This is a genomic window from Geomicrobium sp. JCM 19037 (assembly GCF_000698105.1).
Lineage (GTDB): Bacteria > Bacillota > Bacilli > Bacillales > Marinococcaceae > Geomicrobium_A.
Window position 1 is genome coordinate 53,096 of sequence record NZ_BAWZ01000008.1, and the last position, 17,052, is coordinate 70,147.

At 44.5% G+C, this 17,052-nt stretch carries 9 protein-coding genes and 6 pseudogenes; all 15 read left to right on the forward strand.

The features are described from left to right. Positions 1–12 precede the first annotated feature (12 nt). The 15 genes and pseudogenes from JCM19037_RS06365 (at position 13) to JCM19037_RS06430 (ending at position 17,015) form a co-directional block, all read left to right on the forward strand. Complete coding sequence (locus tag JCM19037_RS06365) at positions 13–906, forward strand: hypothetical protein (RefSeq protein WP_042399066.1); 894 nt, start codon at positions 13–15, stop codon at positions 904–906. A gap of 217 nt (positions 907–1,123) precedes the next feature. After that, a pseudogene (gene tig, locus JCM19037_RS06370) lies at positions 1,124–2,435 on the forward strand (trigger factor). A 107-nt stretch (positions 2,436–2,542) separates the two neighbouring features. Beyond that, positions 2,543–2,659: pseudogene (locus tag JCM19037_RS24045) on the forward strand (ClpX C4-type zinc finger protein); the annotation flags it as partial. Between the two features lie 244 nt (positions 2,660–2,903). Then, on the forward strand, positions 2,904–4,184 hold the full coding sequence (gene clpX / locus JCM19037_RS06375; RefSeq protein ID WP_042399068.1) for an ATP-dependent protease ATP-binding subunit ClpX: 1,281 nt from the start codon (positions 2,904–2,906) through the stop codon (positions 4,182–4,184). Between the two features lie 130 nt (positions 4,185–4,314). Next, on the forward strand, positions 4,315–5,988 hold the full coding sequence (gene lonB, locus JCM19037_RS06380; protein WP_042399069.1) for an ATP-dependent protease LonB: 1,674 nt from the start codon (positions 4,315–4,317) through the stop codon (positions 5,986–5,988). A gap of 127 nt (positions 5,989–6,115) precedes the next feature. Further along, a pseudogene (gene lon, locus JCM19037_RS06385) lies at positions 6,116–8,462 on the forward strand (endopeptidase La). Beyond that, entirely contained in the window at positions 8,449–9,036 is a 588-nt protein-coding gene (gene yihA / locus JCM19037_RS06390) for a ribosome biogenesis GTP-binding protein YihA/YsxC (protein WP_042399070.1), read from the forward strand. Before lon ends, yihA begins: the two are co-directional and overlap by 14 nt. 318 nt (positions 9,037–9,354) lie before the next feature. Then, positions 9,355–10,762 (forward strand): annotated as a pseudogene (hemA, locus tag JCM19037_RS06395) (glutamyl-tRNA reductase). Positions 10,763–10,851: 89 nt separating this feature from the next. Beyond that, positions 10,852–11,786 (forward strand): annotated as a pseudogene (gene hemC, locus JCM19037_RS06400) (hydroxymethylbilane synthase). Continuing rightward, on the forward strand, positions 11,783–12,523 hold the full coding sequence (locus JCM19037_RS06405) for a uroporphyrinogen-III synthase (RefSeq protein WP_042399076.1): 741 nt from the start codon (positions 11,783–11,785) through the stop codon (positions 12,521–12,523). Before hemC ends, JCM19037_RS06405 begins: the two are co-directional and overlap by 4 nt. Positions 12,524–12,528: 5 nt before the next feature. Then, positions 12,529–13,506 (forward strand): porphobilinogen synthase, encoded by a 978-nt coding sequence (hemB, locus tag JCM19037_RS06410; protein ID WP_373900497.1) that lies wholly within the window; start codon positions 12,529–12,531, stop codon positions 13,504–13,506. Further along, a pseudogene (hemL, locus tag JCM19037_RS06415) lies at positions 13,506–14,791 on the forward strand (glutamate-1-semialdehyde 2,1-aminomutase). The gene hemB and the pseudogene hemL overlap by 1 nt, the downstream one beginning before the upstream one ends. A gap of 322 nt (positions 14,792–15,113) precedes the next feature. Continuing rightward, positions 15,114–16,232 (forward strand): stage VI sporulation protein D, encoded by a 1,119-nt coding sequence (spoVID, locus tag JCM19037_RS06420; protein ID WP_042399081.1) that lies wholly within the window; start codon positions 15,114–15,116, stop codon positions 16,230–16,232. Beyond that, a complete protein-coding gene (locus JCM19037_RS06425) occupies positions 16,225–16,437 on the forward strand; it encodes a hypothetical protein (protein ID WP_042399083.1) in 213 nt (70 codons plus the stop codon). Before spoVID ends, JCM19037_RS06425 begins: the two co-directional genes overlap by 8 nt. Beyond that, positions 16,434–17,015, forward strand: a complete 582-nt coding sequence (locus JCM19037_RS06430) for a hypothetical protein (protein ID WP_042399085.1) — start codon at positions 16,434–16,436, stop codon at positions 17,013–17,015. The genes JCM19037_RS06425 and JCM19037_RS06430 overlap by 4 nt, the downstream gene beginning before the upstream one ends. Positions 17,016–17,052: the final 37 nt, after the last annotated feature.

A 17,052-nucleotide genomic window follows, 5' to 3' on the forward strand; every position in this document is an offset into this window, starting at 1 on the left:
TGAGGGATCGTCATGAATGAAGAAGAACAAAAGGTGATCGTGTTTCCTGGTACGGTTCAGCGTTTAATAGAAAACGGTCTGAATGATTTAAAAGGCGGGCAGTTTGAGAAGTCGCTCCACACGTTTCAGGAAGTGATTCAATTTGAGCCCGATCATCAAGAAGCAATCTATGGGAAATGGGTGTCACTGCTCAAATTGGAAAGGCACAACGACGTGATACAAGATGCGTATGAAGGTCTTCCGCGCTTAGGGCATTTGTATAGAGACGGGCTCATGATTGTTGCTACGGCACTGGTAGAGCAAAGTCGTTGGCAGGAACTGGCCGATCTTATTAACGATGCAGCGGATGGAAATCATATTCAATTGAATGATGATTTAGAGTTTCGTGCACTGCTTGAAGAAGCGAACAGTCATAAGGAAGCGCCTGCAATCGAAATGGAAGAGGAAACGCGACCTGTTCCGACCGACCTAACGAGATCCTTGCGATTTGGATCGGCGGAAGAACAGTGGTCGGCATTTCAGCAGTTGAAGACGTATCCTCTCGTCGTAGTTATTGACACTTTCGACGATGTTTTACAGGACAAAGACCGGTCTCCTGTCGTTAAGTCACTCATATTGCTTCATCTTAAAGATGAGGAAATGGAAACGCCTGTATTCGTTACTAAAAACGAAAAGGAAACAACAATTGTGCCGAAAACCCTTCCGGCGTTAGAAAATTATGCAGGGGATGCCCAGACTGAGATTTTTTCAGCACTTGCTCCGATCGAATCGGACAATCCCCACTTGTATGAGACGTGCCGGCACGTGTGGGATTGGATGGCGGTCATATTGTACCCTTTCGAATATGAAAGAGTTTCGTCAATGGATTGGGCAGCGGCCTCCATATTGAAGCACTTAGATATGTAGGCGAAAACTTAGACACTTATACAGGTGAGTGGGTTGAATACTACGGAGCAAGTCAAGTAAACGTGAATGAGTTGCTCTTGATGTTCAAACACTATGAAAGGTAGATACTGGCGAACTTTTCTAATTTGGTGCGATTGAAATGCACGTGGAGTATGTTATAATATAGTGGTTGTAAAAATGGAAGCGTAACCTATGAAACTTGGAGGGAACACAATAAATGACTGCAAAATGGGAAAAAGGTGAAGGAAACCAAGGGTCCTCACTGTCGATGTAGATGCGAAACAATTTGATGAAGCCATTGATCAAGCATTTGAAAAAGTCAAGAAAAGCGTAAACGTACCTGGATTCCGTAAAGGGAAAGTCCCACGTAAACTATTTGAATCTCGTTTTGGTGTAGAGTCACTCTATCAAGATGCACTTGATATTGTTCTTCCAAAAGCTTATTCAGAAGCGGTAGAAGAGACAGGCATTGAGCCAGTAGACCAACCAGAAATTGATATTAAAGAAATGGAACAAGGAAAGACGTTAACATTTACAGCGAATGTCATTGTGAAGCCAGAAGTTGAGCTTGGCGATTACAAAGGGTTAGAAGTTCCTGCATTCAACACAGAAGTGAATGATGAAGATGTTGAAACTGAATTAAATAACCTACGCGATAAGCAAGCAGAGCTTGCTGTTGTTGACGAAACTGCACAAGATGGCGATACGGTTGTTTTTGACTTTGAAGGTTTATGGACGGCGAACCTTTTGAAGGTGGAAAAGCAGAGAACCATTCGCTAGAGCTAGGATCTGGACAATTTATTCCTGGTTTTGAAGAGAAAATGGTCGGCTTGAAAGCAGACGATGAAAAAGATGTCGAGCTTACGTTCCCTGAGGAATACCATGCGGAAGACCTCGCTGGTAAACCTGCGGTATTTAAAGTGAAAGTTCACGAAGTGAAGCGCAAAGAACTTCCTGAGCTTGACGATGAATTTGCAAAAGACGTAGACGAAGAAGTTGAGTCACTAGAAGCGCTAAGAACGAAGAAGAAAGACGAACTTCAGCACAATCTCGAGCATGAGAAAGAGCACCATTACAATGATACCGTTGTAGAAAAAGCAGCGGAGAATGCAACTGTCGATATTCCAGATGCGATGATTAAAGCAGAAACCGATCGCATGATGCAAGAAATGGAACAGCGATTCCAATCACAAGGCATCTCTATGGATATGTACTACCAAATGGCAGGAACAGATGCAGAAGGTATGAAAGAACAATTTAAGCCTGAAGCAGAAAAGCGCGTTCGCATGAACCTTGTACTTGAAGCCATTGCAAATGCGGAAGAACTTGAAGCGAGTGACGAGCGTGTCGAAGAAGAGCTCGACAAAATGGCAGAAATGTATCAGCGCGATAAAGAAGAAATTCGTCAACTACTTGCCATGCAAGGTGGCGTAGATTCTTTAAAGAATGATCTTCGCATCCAAACAGCTGTTCAGTTCTTAGTAGATGAGAGCGTAACAGTTGAAGCAAAAGAAGATAAAGAAGCGTAAGTCGCAAAGAAGGCACGAGTCTTATTCGTGCCTTTTTATGCAATAGAAAACCGCTTCGATTGATCTTTTCATTGGATTCCTGTACATTAAAAAAGTAGGTGGAACAGATGAGCAGAAACGAAAAAGATCAACAAGAACACAAGTGTTCGTTTTGCGGCAAAACGAAAGATCAAGTGAAAAAGTTAATTGCCGGACCGGGTGTCTACATTTGCAATGAATGTGTAGGCGTAGCTCAGAAAGAATTATAGAACAAAATGAGGCGCGAACGTCGTGTCCTCTTTTTTCATGAATACATGATTGTGTTCATTTTGTGAACGTACAGAAGGACCTCCATTAAAAAAACATGAATGAATTTACGTTTTTCAACGTAAAGCTGATGAAGAATGGGTACGATAATGTAGGGGCTATTGTTTGACGTGGAGCAACCATTCGGTGTAGTCTACATAATACAAAAGAGGGGTGAATCACATGATCAAGTTTAACGAGGAGAAAGGGCAACTCAAGTGTTCTTTCTGTGGCAAAACACAAGACCAGGTTCGGAAATTAGTCGCTGGACCAGGTGTATATATATGTGATGAATGTATTGAATTATGCTCTGAAATCGTTGAAGAAGAACTCGGAACCGATGAGGAAGTAGAATTTGAAACCGTTCCGAAACCTCAAGAGATTGACGGGATTCTCGATGACTATGTGATCGGGCAAGAAAGTGCGAAAAAGGCACTGTCGGTTGCTGTGTACAACCATTATAAGCGCGTGAACTCAACGATTGGTCAAGGTGGCGATGACGTTGAGATTTCAAAGAGTAACATCTGTTTGATCGGACCTACTGGTAGTGGTAAAACACTTATGGCTCAAACGTTAGCTAGAATATTGAATGTGCCGTTTGCGATTGCAGATGCGACGTCGCTAACTGAAGCTGGTTATGTCGGTGAAGATGTAGAGAACATTCTTTTGAAGCTCATCCAAGCAGCAGATTATGATGTTGAAAAAGCTGAAAAAGGGATCATTTACATCGATGAAATTGACAAAGTAGCCCGCAAGTCAGAAAACCCATCCATCACGAGAGATGTGTCTGGAGAAGGGGTGCAACAAGCACTCTTAAAGATTCTTGAAGGAACAACAGCAAGCGTGCCACCACAAGGCGGGCGTAAGCACCCTCATCAAGAATTTATTCAAATTGATACATCAAACGTTTTGTTCATCGTTGGTGGAGCATTTGATGGGATTGACCAAGTCGTAAAGCGCCGTCTAGGTAAGAAAGTCATCGGATTCGGCTCTGAAGGCGAGAGCGGTGAAATGACAGAAGATGATTATCTAGATAAAATTCTGCCTGAAGACTTGCTTCGCTACGGGTTGATTCCAGAATTCATTGGACGTCTACCGGTAATTTCAAGCTTGAAACAACTCGATGAGAATGCGCTAATTGAAATTCTGACGAAACCTAAGAATGCACTCGTTAAGCAATTCCAACGTTTACTTGAGATTGATGAAGTGGAACTTGAGTTTACCGAAGACGCTCTTACGGAAATTGCAAAGAAAGCGATTGAACGTAAAACAGGGGCGAGAGGGTTGCGCTCAATTATTGAGGTTATCATGCAAGATGTGATGTATGATCTTCCGTCACAAGATAACATTAGCCATTGTAAAATTACTGCTGATTGCGTGTTACACGACGCGTCACCAGTTCTTACGACCAAAGATGGCAAATCGATCACGTTAGATGAGATCGTGCCGCGAGAAAGCGCATAACACTTTAATCTTACAACCCGGGAGAATTTCTTCCGGGTTTTTTCGTGTGCCCATTGTGAAACTATGGGGATAGCTTCTGAGCGACCGAGTCATACTACTTGAGAATGATTCGGTTGTAAGGAGGAATTGCATGAATTGGACATCGATCATTATGTTGGTTCAAGTGTTTTTTGGGATCGTTATTGGCCTTTATTTCTGGAACTTGCTAAAAAACCAGCGTACACAAAAAGTATCGGTCGATCGTGAGTCGAGAAAAGAAATGGTGCAGTTACAAAAGTTAAGGTCTGTATCTTTGAATGAGCCATTATCGGAGAAAGTCAGACCAGAAACTTTAGATGATATTATCGGACAAGATGAAGGGATTTTATCTTTAGAAGCGGCACTTTGTGGTCCGAACCCGCAACATGTCATCATATATGGTCCCCCTGGCGTAGGAAAAACTGCAGCCGCTCGTCTCGTCATGAATAAAGCGAAATCAAATGAACACTCCCCATTTTTACAAGAAGCACCATTTATTGAGCTCGACGGTACAACAGCTAGGTTTGATGAAAGAGGGATTGCAGACCCACTCATCGGGTCCGTTCATGATCCGATTTATCAAGGGGCAGGCTCGATGGGGCAAGCAGGCATCCCCCAGCCGAAACCAGGCGCCATTACAAAAGCACATGGTGGTATGCTCTTTATTGATGAAATTGGTGAACTTCATTCCATCCAGTTGAACAAGATGTTAAAAGTTTTAGAAGATCGGAAAGTGTACCTCGAAAGCGCATACTATAGCGAAGAGAACATGAATATTCCAAGACACATTCATGACATTTTTCAAAATGGATTACCTGCTGATTTTCGTTTGATTGGAGCGACAACCCGAACGCCAGATGAAATCCCGCCAGCCATCCGTTCCCGTTGCTTAGAAGTTTTTTTCCGTCCGTTAAAGCAAAAAGAGTTAGCGCGCGTTGCCGAAAAGTCAGCTAAGCGATTGGAGATGAGTATCCAACCAGAAGGGTTAGAAACGATCGCGTCTTACGTATCGAACGGCCGTGAAGCGGTAAATACGGTTCAGATTGCAGCAGGATTGGCTACGAGTGAAGATCGCAATGAGATCGGCGTATCCGACATCGAATGGGTCGTTCATGCCAGTCGTTTGACTCGGCGCCCAGAGAAAGTCATCCATCAAAGTCCGGCTGTTGGTCGGGTCAATGGTCTTGCCGTTTACGGTCCAGATCTTGGTATGCTTTTAGAAATTGAAGCCACCGCAAGAAAGACCTCTGAAGGAAAAGGAATGCTGACAGTGACGGGAATCGCTGAAGAAGAAAATGCCGGTAATCAAATGCGCTCCATCCGTAGAAAAAGTATGGCTCGAAGTTCAGTTGATAACGTCATGACCGTATTGCGCCGTCTTCAAGTGCCTGTTGACCATTATGATATCCATGTGAATTTCCCTGGAGGTACGCCTATTGATGGACCTTCAGCAGGTGCAGCGATTGCTACAGCGATCTACTCTGCCATCACGAATAAGAAAGTGAAAAACGATGTCGCCATGACGGGTGAACTCAGCATCTGGGGAACGATCAAACCGGTTGGAGGGGTGCCTGCCAAGGTCGCTGCCGCACTCGAGGCAGGAGCTTGTAAAGCGTATATCCCTGTTGAAAATGATGAAACAGTGCTTCATCGTCACGATGGAATTGAAGTTATCCCTCTTTCTTCTTTAGATGAATTATTTCTTCACGTGCTTAGTGAAGAACCTGTAGTTTTGGACACAACGATGAATCATTCGATCAATCATAATCAATCCTCATCTATCTAATTAATGTCGAGATGTGAGTTCATAGACACGTGATATTCGTTAAGCTACAATGAATATCATGAGTCTACAGAGCTTACGAACATATAGACAATTATATGGAACATTGTGATTTAGGAAATGGGGGATGATGTTGACGTCAACTCAACACGAAAAACGTACCATTCCACTCCTTCCACTACGAGGAGTGCTTGTTTTCCCAGGATGGTGCTTCATTTAGATGTAGGAAGATCGAAATCAGTAAAAGCATTAGAACAAGTGATGGTCGGTGACCAAGAAATTCTTCTTACAAGTCAAATTGACTTATCTGTTGATGAACCAGCAAAAGAAGACTTGTACACCGTTGGCACACTTGCTTACGTAAAACAAATGATTAAAATGCCAAATGGCACAACACGTATTCTCGTTGAAGGCTTGAAGCGGGCGACGATTGAGACGTTTACGAGTGAATCAGACTACTATGAAGTAGACATTCAAATACGTGTTGACAGTCAAACCGACGATGAAGATACCGAAGAGAAGACAGCGTTAATGCGGTCGGTTTTGAAGCAGTTTGAGCAATATACGAAACTGTCGAGCAAAGTATCAAAAGACACACTAAAATCAGTACAAGATATCGACGAGCCAGGTTATTTTGCTGATCTCGTCGCTTCGCATCTGCCGCTACAAATTAAAAGAAAACAAGAGCTTCTTGAAACGTTTGAAGAAAAAGCGCGGCTAGAGCAACTTCTTGACATCTTAGAAAATGAGCGAGAAGTACTCGGTTTAGAAAAGAAAATTGGCCAGCGCGTAAAGAAGTCAATGGAGAAGACCCAAAAAGAATACTACTTGCGTGAGCAGATGAAAGCCATTCAAAAGGAATTAGGAGATAAGGATGGCAAAGGTGGCGAAGTAGAAGAGCTAAGGACACGTATTGAGGAGTCCGAGATGCCTGAGAACGTCAGTGAAAAGGCATTAAAGGAATTGGCGCGCTACGAAAAGGTTCCTGCGAGTTCAGCAGAAAGCTCCGTCATTCGCAATTACATTGAATGGTTGACGACGATTCCTTGGAGTGAAGAAACGACGGACCGTCTCGACCTCGATCATGCAGAGAAGGTGCTGAACGAAGACCATTTTGGGTTAGAAAAAGTGAAAGAGCGTGTGCTCGAACACTTGGCGGTTCAAAAGCTCACGGATTCACTGCGTGGGCCCATTCTTTGCCTCACTGGGCCTCCTGGAGTTGGGAAACATCGCTTGCCAAATCAATTGCTCGCTCGTTAGAGAGAGAATTTGTCCGCATCTCACTCGGAGGTGTTCGTGATGAAGCAGAAATTCGTGGCCACCGCCGCACGTATGTCGGTGCGATGCCAGGGAAGATGATACAAGGGATGAAAAAAGCCGGTGTCATGAACCCGGTATTCCTGCTCGATGAAATTGATAAAATGGCGAGTGATTTTCGAGGAGACCCGTCATCAGCCATGCTTGAAGTGTTAGACCCTGAGCAAAATCATCAGTTTGGTGACCATTACATCGAGGAAACGTACGACCTTTCCAATGTCATGTTTGTCACGACAGCAAATCAAGTGGGGGCAATTCCCGCACCGTTACGTGACCGGATGGAGATGATCCATATTGCCGGTTATACGGAAATAGAGAAACAAGCCATTGCTACCGATCATTTGTTGCCAAAACAAATTAAGGTACATGGGTTAACGAAAAGTGACGTGCAGATCCGCGAACAAGCGCTCATGAAAGTTGTCCGTTACTATACACGCGAAGCGGGCGTCAGAAATTTAGAGCGAAGCATCGCAACGCTTTGTAGAAAAGCGGCTAAACAGATCGTAGCCGGAGAGAAAAAACGTGTCATTATTACCGAGAGTATCGTTGAGGATATGCTTGGGAAACCGAAGTTTCGATATGGGATGGCAGAAGAAGAAGACCAGATCGGTGCAGCTACTGGCTTGGCGTACACAGCTGCAGGTGGCGACACGCTATCCATCGAAGTGTCATTGGCGAAAGGAAAAGGAAATCTCACGTTGACCGGTAAACTTGGAGATGTCATGAAGGAGTCCGCCAGAGCGGCGTTTAGTTACATTCGTTCGAAAGCAGATGAATTTGGCATTGATGAGCGGTTTCATGAAAAATATGATATTCACATTCATGTACCCGAAGGGGCGACACCAAAAGACGGTCCTTCTGCAGGAATCACAATGGCTACAGCTCTGTTATCGGCATTGACGGGCCGGCCTGTGAAGAAGGAAGTCGGAATGACAGGCGAAATGACGTTGCGCGGACGTGTACTACCCATTGGTGGTCTGAAAGAAAAGTCGATGAGTGCGCATCGTGCCGGTCTCAAGAAAATTATTATTCCTCATGATAATGTAAAAGACTTAGACGATGTGCCAGAAAGTGTGAAAGAAGCCGTCGAGTTTGTCGATGTGACGAGCTTTGATGAAGTTGTAAAGCATGCGTTGGGAGAGAAAGATGAACGTAAATAAAGCAGAATTAAAGATCAGTGCCGTTGGTCCAGACCAGTATCCAACTGAAGACTTCCCTGAACTCGCCTTTGCAGGGAGGTCCAATGTTGGGAAATCATCATTTATTAATACGATGACAAAGCGCAAAAAGCTCGCGTACACTTCTCAGCAACCAGGTAAAACAAAGACATTGAATTTCTTCAATATTAACGACGTCTGTTATTTTGTTGATATTCCAGGGTATGGTTATGCGAAGGTGTCCAAAAAAGAACGCGCGGCGTGGGGAAGAATGATTGAGGAATACTTAACGACGAGAGATAAGCTAAGAGGAGTCGTATTGCTCGTCGATGCTAGGCACGATCCTACGAACGACGACCTTTTGATGTATGATTGGTTGAAGCATTATGAGGTTCCGATTTTGTTAGTACTCACGAAGATTGATAAGATTAATAAAACCCAACGAACAAAGCATATAAAGAACATTTTAGACATCATTGAACTTCATGAAGAAGACCGATATGTTGCATTTTCTTCAGAAACTGGTGATGGCAAAGACCAAGCTTGGAAAGAAATTCGTCGCTTATTACAAGTTTGACGTTCGGGGCACAATGAATCTCACTTGAGCATTGTGCCTTTCGTTGTATTCCTTGATTCTTTACATGGAATGGGCGAATTTGGCTACAATACTAAAGAGAACTTGTCGAAATGAGCAGTTCTGTTGAACGAAGGTTAGAAGTGTGTTCTAATGGAAAAGATGAAGATACTCATTACCGTGTCGTTTCAGAGGTTGTTCACATTTTCGTGCATTCAGACGCATGGCTGCCATGTTACAATATAAATAGAGAATTAGGCTCGTGTAACGATCATTAGTAGAGAAGAAGCAGAGCTTTATCATTGGGGGTGGAGACGAAATATGCATATTATTGTTGCTAGCATCGACTATAAAAGTGCCCCTGTCGATTTGCGGGAACAATTCGCGTTTGATGAAGAAGAATTACCTAAAGCTCTCCACATGTTAAGAGACATGAAGAGTATTTTGGAATGCACGATTATTTCTACGTGTAACCGGACGGAGATTTATGCCGTTGTTGACCAATTGCACACGGGTCGACATTTCACAAAGAAGTTTATCGCGCAATGGTTTGATGTTCAGCAAGAAATCTTTCAGCCGGTGTTAAACATCCGAGAAAACGATGAAGCCATCGAGCACTTATTACGTGTATCTTCAGGCTTGAATCGATGATTCTTGGTGAAACACAGATTCTTGGACAAGTGAAATCAAGCTTCTCCCTGGCCCAAAAGAACGATGCAACGGGGACGGTATTTAATCAGTTGTTTCGTCAAGCGGTCACGTTTTCAAAACGAGCACATGCAGAGACAGCCATTAATGATAATCCAGCGTCCATTAGCTATGCAGCTGTTGAGCTAGGAAAGCAAGTGCTCGGGAATTTATCGGACAAACATGTTCTTATTTTAGGCGCAGGAAGATGAGCGAATTGACAGCGAAGCACCTTGAAGCAAATGGTGCGGCAAGTATTACAGTGATGAATCGTACATTTGAACGAGCACGAGAACTCGCAAACAACATGAGTGCTCAAGCTAGAGACATTGAAGAACTGCACGAGTGTTTAAAAGAAGCAGACATTCTCATCTCATCAACAAGTGCCGATCAATATGTTCTGACAAAAGCCGGTGTTGAAGACACGTTGTCTTTACGATCCGATCAGCCTTTGTTTATGGTCGATATCGCGGTTCCCCGTGACTTGGACCCAGAGCTCGGTACGATGAACGGTGTGTTTCTTTATGACATCGATGACTTGGAAGGCATTGTTGCAGCCAATATGGAAGACCGAAAGGAAGCAGCAACTCAAATAGAGCTCATGATTCAACAAGAAATTGCCGATTTTAAGGCATGGATTGATACGCTTGGTGTTGTTCCTGTTATCTCTGCATTACGGGAAAAAGCACTAACCATTCAACAAGAGACGATGGAGAGCATTGAACGGAAGATGCCAGAGTTGACCTCAAGAGAAAGAAAAGTACTTTCCAAGCATACAAAGAGTATCGTCAACCAACTTTTAAAAGAGCCGATCACTCGTGCGAAGGAAATGTCGGGGGAAGATGACCGAGAGCAATCTCTTGCCTTATTTGTTGAGATCTTCGGTTTAGAAGCAGAATTATCAGCGCTAAAAGCACGTGAACAAAAGACGTTTAGACCGTCTGCAGATCCAGTGGAAGCGACTGTCGAAACCCAACATTTAGAAGGTCGAGTGCTCCAAGAGCTTTTGCAGTATCGCTATGCAAGAGATGTCATTGTTTAGCATAGTAACACCAAAGACAACCGGAAGGCGCACCGCTTTCTGGTTGCTTTCGTGTATCCCACGAATCTAGGTAAAATGGAGGCAACATGATGAGGAAAATTGTCATTGGAACGAGAAAAAGCAACTTGGCGGTTAATCAGGCAGAATGGGTGTTAAGCCAGTTAGAATCTTTAGGGTTACCGTATGAATTTGAACTCAAAAAGATTGTAACAAAAGGAGATCGCATTCTAGATGTTACGTTATCAAAAGTAGGTGGGAAAGCTTTATTTGTGAAAGAGATTGAGCATGCGCTTCGTGAAGGCGAAGTTGACCTTGCTGTACATAGCATGAAGGATGTGCCATCTGTACTGCCTGAAGCTTTTACGCTAGCTGCTGTAACCGAACGAGAAGATCCTCGCGATGCACTGTTATCCAATAGCGGTGAGACATTAATGGAATTACCTAGTGGGTCAGTTGTAGGAACGAGCAGTTTACGTCGACAAGCTCAGGTGCTCGCAGTTCGCCCAGATTTACAAGTACACTGGATTCGTGGAAACATTGAAACGAGAATGCGCAAGCTAAAAGAGGAGAATTTCGACGCGATCATTTTGGCTGCTGCAGGTCTTAGTCGCATGGGGTGGACGAATGAAGTCGTGACAGAATTTTTGGATCCGACATTAAGCATACCTGCCGTTGGTCAAGGTGCCCTCGGGCTTGAATGTCGAGTGGGTGATGAGGAAGTCATTACCATTCTACAGCATTTGCACGATGAGGAAGTGTCTCATACCGTCAGTGCGGAACGCTCATTTCTAAGAAATGTTGAAGGTAGCTGTACGGTTCCAGTTGCAGCCCATGCAACGATGAATGAAGATCGGCAACTTACATTGACGGCATTGATCGCTTCTACGGACGGAAAAACCTTGCTCAAAGAAGAACTCACCGGAGATGATCCGAGCAATTGGGGAAAACCGCAGCAGCGAACCTCTTTGAACGTGGGGGGAAAGAAATACTTGAACAAGTACGTGCAGAGCAGGGAGAATCTTGAGCCGAGCCGTTATCGTCACGAGAGGAAAAAAAGAAGGGGAGAAAGACAATCTCGTTCAAGCAATTGAACAGGTTGGGATCGCAGCTTGTCACTTTCCTCTCGTTGAGTTACAACGCCTACATACAGAGCAGCGTCTTCCTAATCCAACGGAGATAGATCGAATCATTTTTACGAGTGCCAATGCCGTTTCGTTTTTCCTACAACAGGTTGAGTTGGATTATACGGCTGTAAAGGTTGCTGCCGTAGGTAAGAAAACAAGTCGAGCGGCTGAACAAGCAGGGTTTACTGTGGATATTGTTGCAAGTGTGGGCAATGAAAATGCCGAAGGCCTGTTAGAAGTGTTACGAAAGAAGCTACTACCTGGAGAGCGGATACTTTTTCCAAAAAGCAAGCAAGCTCGACTCATGTTGGAACAAGAGCTCCAACGTTTTGCTGTGCATGTGCAGGCGGTTTCTGTTTACGAAACCGTTGCCACGCATGCAGAAATGGACGTTTGGCGCCAACATGTTCATCATCCTGTCGTCTTTACAAGTCCAAGTGCAGTATCTGCTTATGAGCAGATGATGAGCCATATGAAAATCATCCCGGCAAAAACGATCGCCTTTGTCATCGGTCCGGTTACTGAACAAAGGGCGTTACGAACGGGTTTTTCTAAAGTAATTGCAGCACCACAAGCAACATTTGAAAGTTTAGCTACAACGATTTGTACGTATTTGAATAGGGAGGGTTCACAGTGAGTGAGATGAGTTTTGACAGACATCGGCGTCTAAGAAGCAGTGAAACAATGCGGGGTATGGTACGAGAAACGCGTATTGAGAAAGACGATCTCATCTATCCGATTTTTGCAGTGGAAGGCAGTGATGTTCGCAAAGAAGTTCCTTCAATGCCCGGAGTGTTCCACTATTCGTTGGACCGATTAGATGATGAAATCGATGAGATTGTGAACTTAGGAATTTCATCAATCATCTTGTTCGGTGTACCCGCCCATAAAGATGATGTCGGCAGCCAAGCCTATGCAGAAGAAGGAATTGTTCAGCGAGCCATTCGTCAAGTGAAGGAGCGGCATCCACACCTCGTTGTCATTGCCGACACGTGTTTGTGTCAGTATACTGATCACGGGCATTGTGGTGTCATTCATGAAGGTGAAGTGTTAAATGATGAATCCCTGCGGTTGTTAACGGAAACCGCTGTATCTCAGGCACGCGCAGGTGCTGATATCATTGCCCCATCCAACATGATGGACGGATTTACAAAAGCGATTCGAGAAGGTCTTGATGAAGCAGGTTATGCAGATCGTGCACTCATGGCTTATTCCGTCAAGTACGCCTCAGCATTTTATGGTCCATTCCGAGATGCGGCACACAGTTCACCAGCATTTGGAGATCGCAGAACGTACCAAATGGACCCGGCAAATCGCTTAGAAGCGATGCGCGAAGCAGCATCTGATGAGCGAGAAGGTGCTGACTTCTTTATCGTCAAGCCGGCGCTATCCTATCTTGATGTGATGCGAGACATTAAAAATCAGACGAATTATCCAGTCGTTGCTTACAACGTATCAGGTGAATATTCGATGATCAAAGCTGCGGCTCAAAATGGCTGGCTAGATGAGAAAGAAACGGTTCAAGAGAAATTAGTCAGCATGAAGCGTGCAGGTGCTGATCTTATTATTACGTATTTCGCAAAAGACATGGCCAGATGGATTAATGAAAGGAGTTCATAATGCGTACATTTAACAATTCAAAACAAGCGTATGAAAAAGCAAAACCAATTATGCCAGGAGGGGTAAGCAGCCTGTACGTGCATACAGCTCGGTCGGAATGGACCACGGCATTTACATGAAGAGTGGGAGCGGTGCACGCATAACCGACCTCGATGATCAGACATACATCGATTACGTACTGTCATGGGGGCCGTTGTTGCTCGGTCATGCTGATCCGGTTGTCGTTGAACACCTTAAAAAGACAACAGAGCTCGGCACTAGTTTCGGGGCGTCTCATACGATGGAGACAGAGCTTGCGGAACTCGTTATCGACCGCGTTCCTTCTGTTGAAATGGTGCGGTTCGTCAACTCTGGTACAGAGGCGACGATGAGTGCACTACGCTTAGCTCGTGGGTATACGGGCAGAAACAAGATTGTCAAAATGGAAGGGAACTACCACGGACACGGCGATTCGTTACTCATTAAAGCCGGTTCTGGGGTGGCGACACTTGGACTTCCTGATAGCCCAGGAGTACCCGAAGGTACAGCTTCAAATACACTCACCGTCCCTTACAACGACTTGGACAGCTTGCAGCTCGTTTTTGAGAAATACGGCGATGACATTGCAGCAGTAATTCTTGAGCCTGTGGCTGGGAACATGGGTGTTGTCTTGCCAGAGGAAGGGTTTTTACAAGGCGTTCGTCACATGACTGAAGAGTACGAAAGTCTGTTGATTTTCGATGAAGTGATGTCGGGTTTCCGAGCAGGTTTCCATTCTGCACAAGGTAGATTCTCTGTTACACCTGATTTGACTACACTCGGCAAAGTCATCGGTGGGGGATTGCCGGTCGGTGCCTATGGCGGTAAAAAAGAAATAATGGAGCAAGTAGCGCCAAGTGGCCCAATCTATCAGGCAGGAACACTGTCTGGAAATCCTCTCGCGATGACCGCAGGATATATGACACTTTCTCAAGTGACACCTGAGCACTATGAAGAATTTGAAAGAAAAGGGGCACGTTTAGAAGAAGGAATTACTGAAGCCGCAAAGAAACATGGCATCTCGGTCACGTTTAACCGTGCAGGCTCGATGGTTGGGTTATTCTTTAACGACAGCCCAGTCGTTGATTTTAACACCGCGAAATCATCAAATGTTAAGCAGTTTGCCGCGTATTTCAGAGAAATGTTGCAAGAAGGTATTTCAATTGCACCGTCACAATTTGAGGGCATGTTTTTGAGTACGCAGCATACTGATGAAATGATTGAAGAAACGATTGCAGCTGCTGAACGAGCATTATCAAGAATCTAATGTGTATCCTACGATTTTAAAAAGACGCCAAAAGCGAACAGCTTTTGGCGTCTTTTTAACGTGAGCAGCCGTAGGTTTATGAACATATTTTCCGAGTTGGTGACATACGTTGATAGCGTACTGGCTAAATCTGTAGTGATATTCCCACCGTCTTGTAAAAAGGTTGGATATACGGGAAGGGTCACAATGTTTCGTGAGTAAAAGTCGGGATGACAATCAGTGAACGGCTAGGCAGAGAAAGATTACGTTGAGTAGAAAAGGAGGAGCTGACTGTGAGCCAAGAACAGCCATCTGCGTTAACGTTTAACCTTGAAGAATCGGTATGGCTAGACCAGGGCGAGAGAATCCAAACCATCCTAGGCTGGAGCTTGAACCTGAATTAACAATTCAAGAAGATGATCATCAAGTGAGCATTAAAGGGGGGTTGCACCTACTCGGTCAGTATGTTCCGTTTGATCAAAACGAGAGCTTTGAAGACTATGAAGGTGGGGGTGTTCCCCAAAGAATCGACAGCGTGCGAACGACGGAAAATGGCGAACGTGAAATCAAGCATTTCTTTCCGATTGAAGTTTCCATTCCGTTAAATCGGATCCAAAGTGTCGAAGAGTTGTATGTTCAAGTAGATAGCTTTGATTATGATCTTCCGGAACCGAGCTGCATCCAACTGGCAGCGGATGTTACGATTACGGGCATGATTGATGAGCATCAAGATGCAAAAGCTGAAAAGACGATTGCATCACCGCCTGAGCCATTTCCGAGGTTTACTCATGAAGTAAAAGTACCGGAGGAAGAATACGCTGAAGAGCGTTATGAAGAAGAAGAGGAAGAAGAAAACGATGTTACTCATGAATCATGGTCATCTGAGCTTGATGAAGACGTTGAAGAACTAGAAGAAGAGCCTTTCGCCCGAGATGAAGTGAAGTCCTACTACGATGCGCAAGAAGTAGCAGATGAGGATACAGATCGTATTGAGCACACTGCTTTTGTGGACGATCATAATTCAAATGATGATGAGTCGACCGAAGAGGCAGAAGAAGAACAACGGACCGGAGTGGAAGAAGAAAAAGAAGATGTCCACTTGAATTTGAATAGTCATCGTGCCCAAGAAGAGCCTTCTCATGACAGCGCTGTACGATACAGCAGAGAGCCGTTAGATGAGGAGCCTGAAGATCATCATGAGGAAGATGTGGAAGAAGAGCCACAAAAGCCTGAAAAAAGAAGAGAGAACGCGTTATACCTTACAGAGATGCTTGAAAAAGGGGATCGGGAGACGTTCACCAAGATGAAAATGTGCATCATTCAAGATAATGAATCGTTAGACACGATTGCTGAGCGGTACGGGTTTTCCGTTCAACAACTTTTAAGGTGGAACAATATGGACATGAATCATGTTGAAGCTGGTGAAATTATTTACATTCCGGTGCAAGCTCAACATGAATGATCAGGCGTGGCGTGCGGCCGTACGCACCATTGTTGACCGTCCGTCCGACTGGCAGTGGGTGAGTGACCGCGTAATAAAAGTTGACCATCCGGACGGTCCTATGGCGATGAAGCGATGGGACCGAACGCCCGGAGAACGAGATACGTTCTTGCAACATTTACGTTACGGTGAACGTTCAGGCATTCAAGGATTATCCCCCTCATGACAAGTACGCGAGGGGATTTTCCTGTTTTTGAAGCTGAAGGCTATGATTATTATTTAGAACCTTGGGTAGAAGAACAAACACTCACATCCCCACCATCCAAAGAGCTAAGATTATTATCTGTTCTTGCAGCGAATCATAAGATCTCTGAAAATGAGCAAACCATTGAAGAGGGTGCCTTGGAGGAATACGAGCAAGAAGTTGATTTCATATGGAATCAACAGCGTCTTCATATGGAACAGTTGGCAGACCAACTTGAGCAGTCTCGATTCATTTCTCCATTCACGATGACGTATTTGCATGCCGGTCCATTTTTAGAACGAATGTTCCAATCTGGGAAAAGTGGATTTCAAAATTGGGCTCGTCACGTGAAGGAAAAAGAAACGTATCGGTTTGTCTTTTGTCACGGAAAACCTTCAATCGCGCACGGTTTAATTGCAGCTGATGGAAATGCATGGTGGACGAATTGGGAAGCGAGTGGACCGAATCATCCCGCATATGACCTTGCCTATTTTTATCAAGACATTGCGAGAAATCAACCGTTCCATGCGTTAGACTACCAAGCAATCGTGTACGTATGAGGCATATGGCCTCTATGGGGAGATGCAGATACGTCGT

Coding starts and splice junctions, on each gene's coding strand:
- clpX (WP_042399068.1), top strand. CDS start 2,904: ATGATCAAGTTTAACGAGGAGAAAGGGCAACTCAAGTGTTCTTTCTGT.
- spoVID (WP_042399081.1), top strand. CDS start 15,114: ATGGCTAGACCAGGGCGAGAGAATCCAAACCATCCTAGGCTGGAGCTT.
- yihA (WP_042399070.1), top strand. CDS start 8,449: ATGAACGTAAATAAAGCAGAATTAAAGATCAGTGCCGTTGGTCCAGAC.
- lonB (WP_042399069.1), top strand. CDS start 4,315: ATGAATTGGACATCGATCATTATGTTGGTTCAAGTGTTTTTTGGGATC.
- JCM19037_RS06430 (WP_042399085.1), top strand. CDS start 16,434: ATGACAAGTACGCGAGGGGATTTTCCTGTTTTTGAAGCTGAAGGCTAT.
- JCM19037_RS06365 (WP_042399066.1), top strand. CDS start 13: ATGAATGAAGAAGAACAAAAGGTGATCGTGTTTCCTGGTACGGTTCAG.
- JCM19037_RS06425 (WP_042399083.1), top strand. CDS start 16,225: ATGAATGATCAGGCGTGGCGTGCGGCCGTACGCACCATTGTTGACCGT.
- hemB (WP_373900497.1), top strand. CDS start 12,529: ATGAGTTTTGACAGACATCGGCGTCTAAGAAGCAGTGAAACAATGCGG.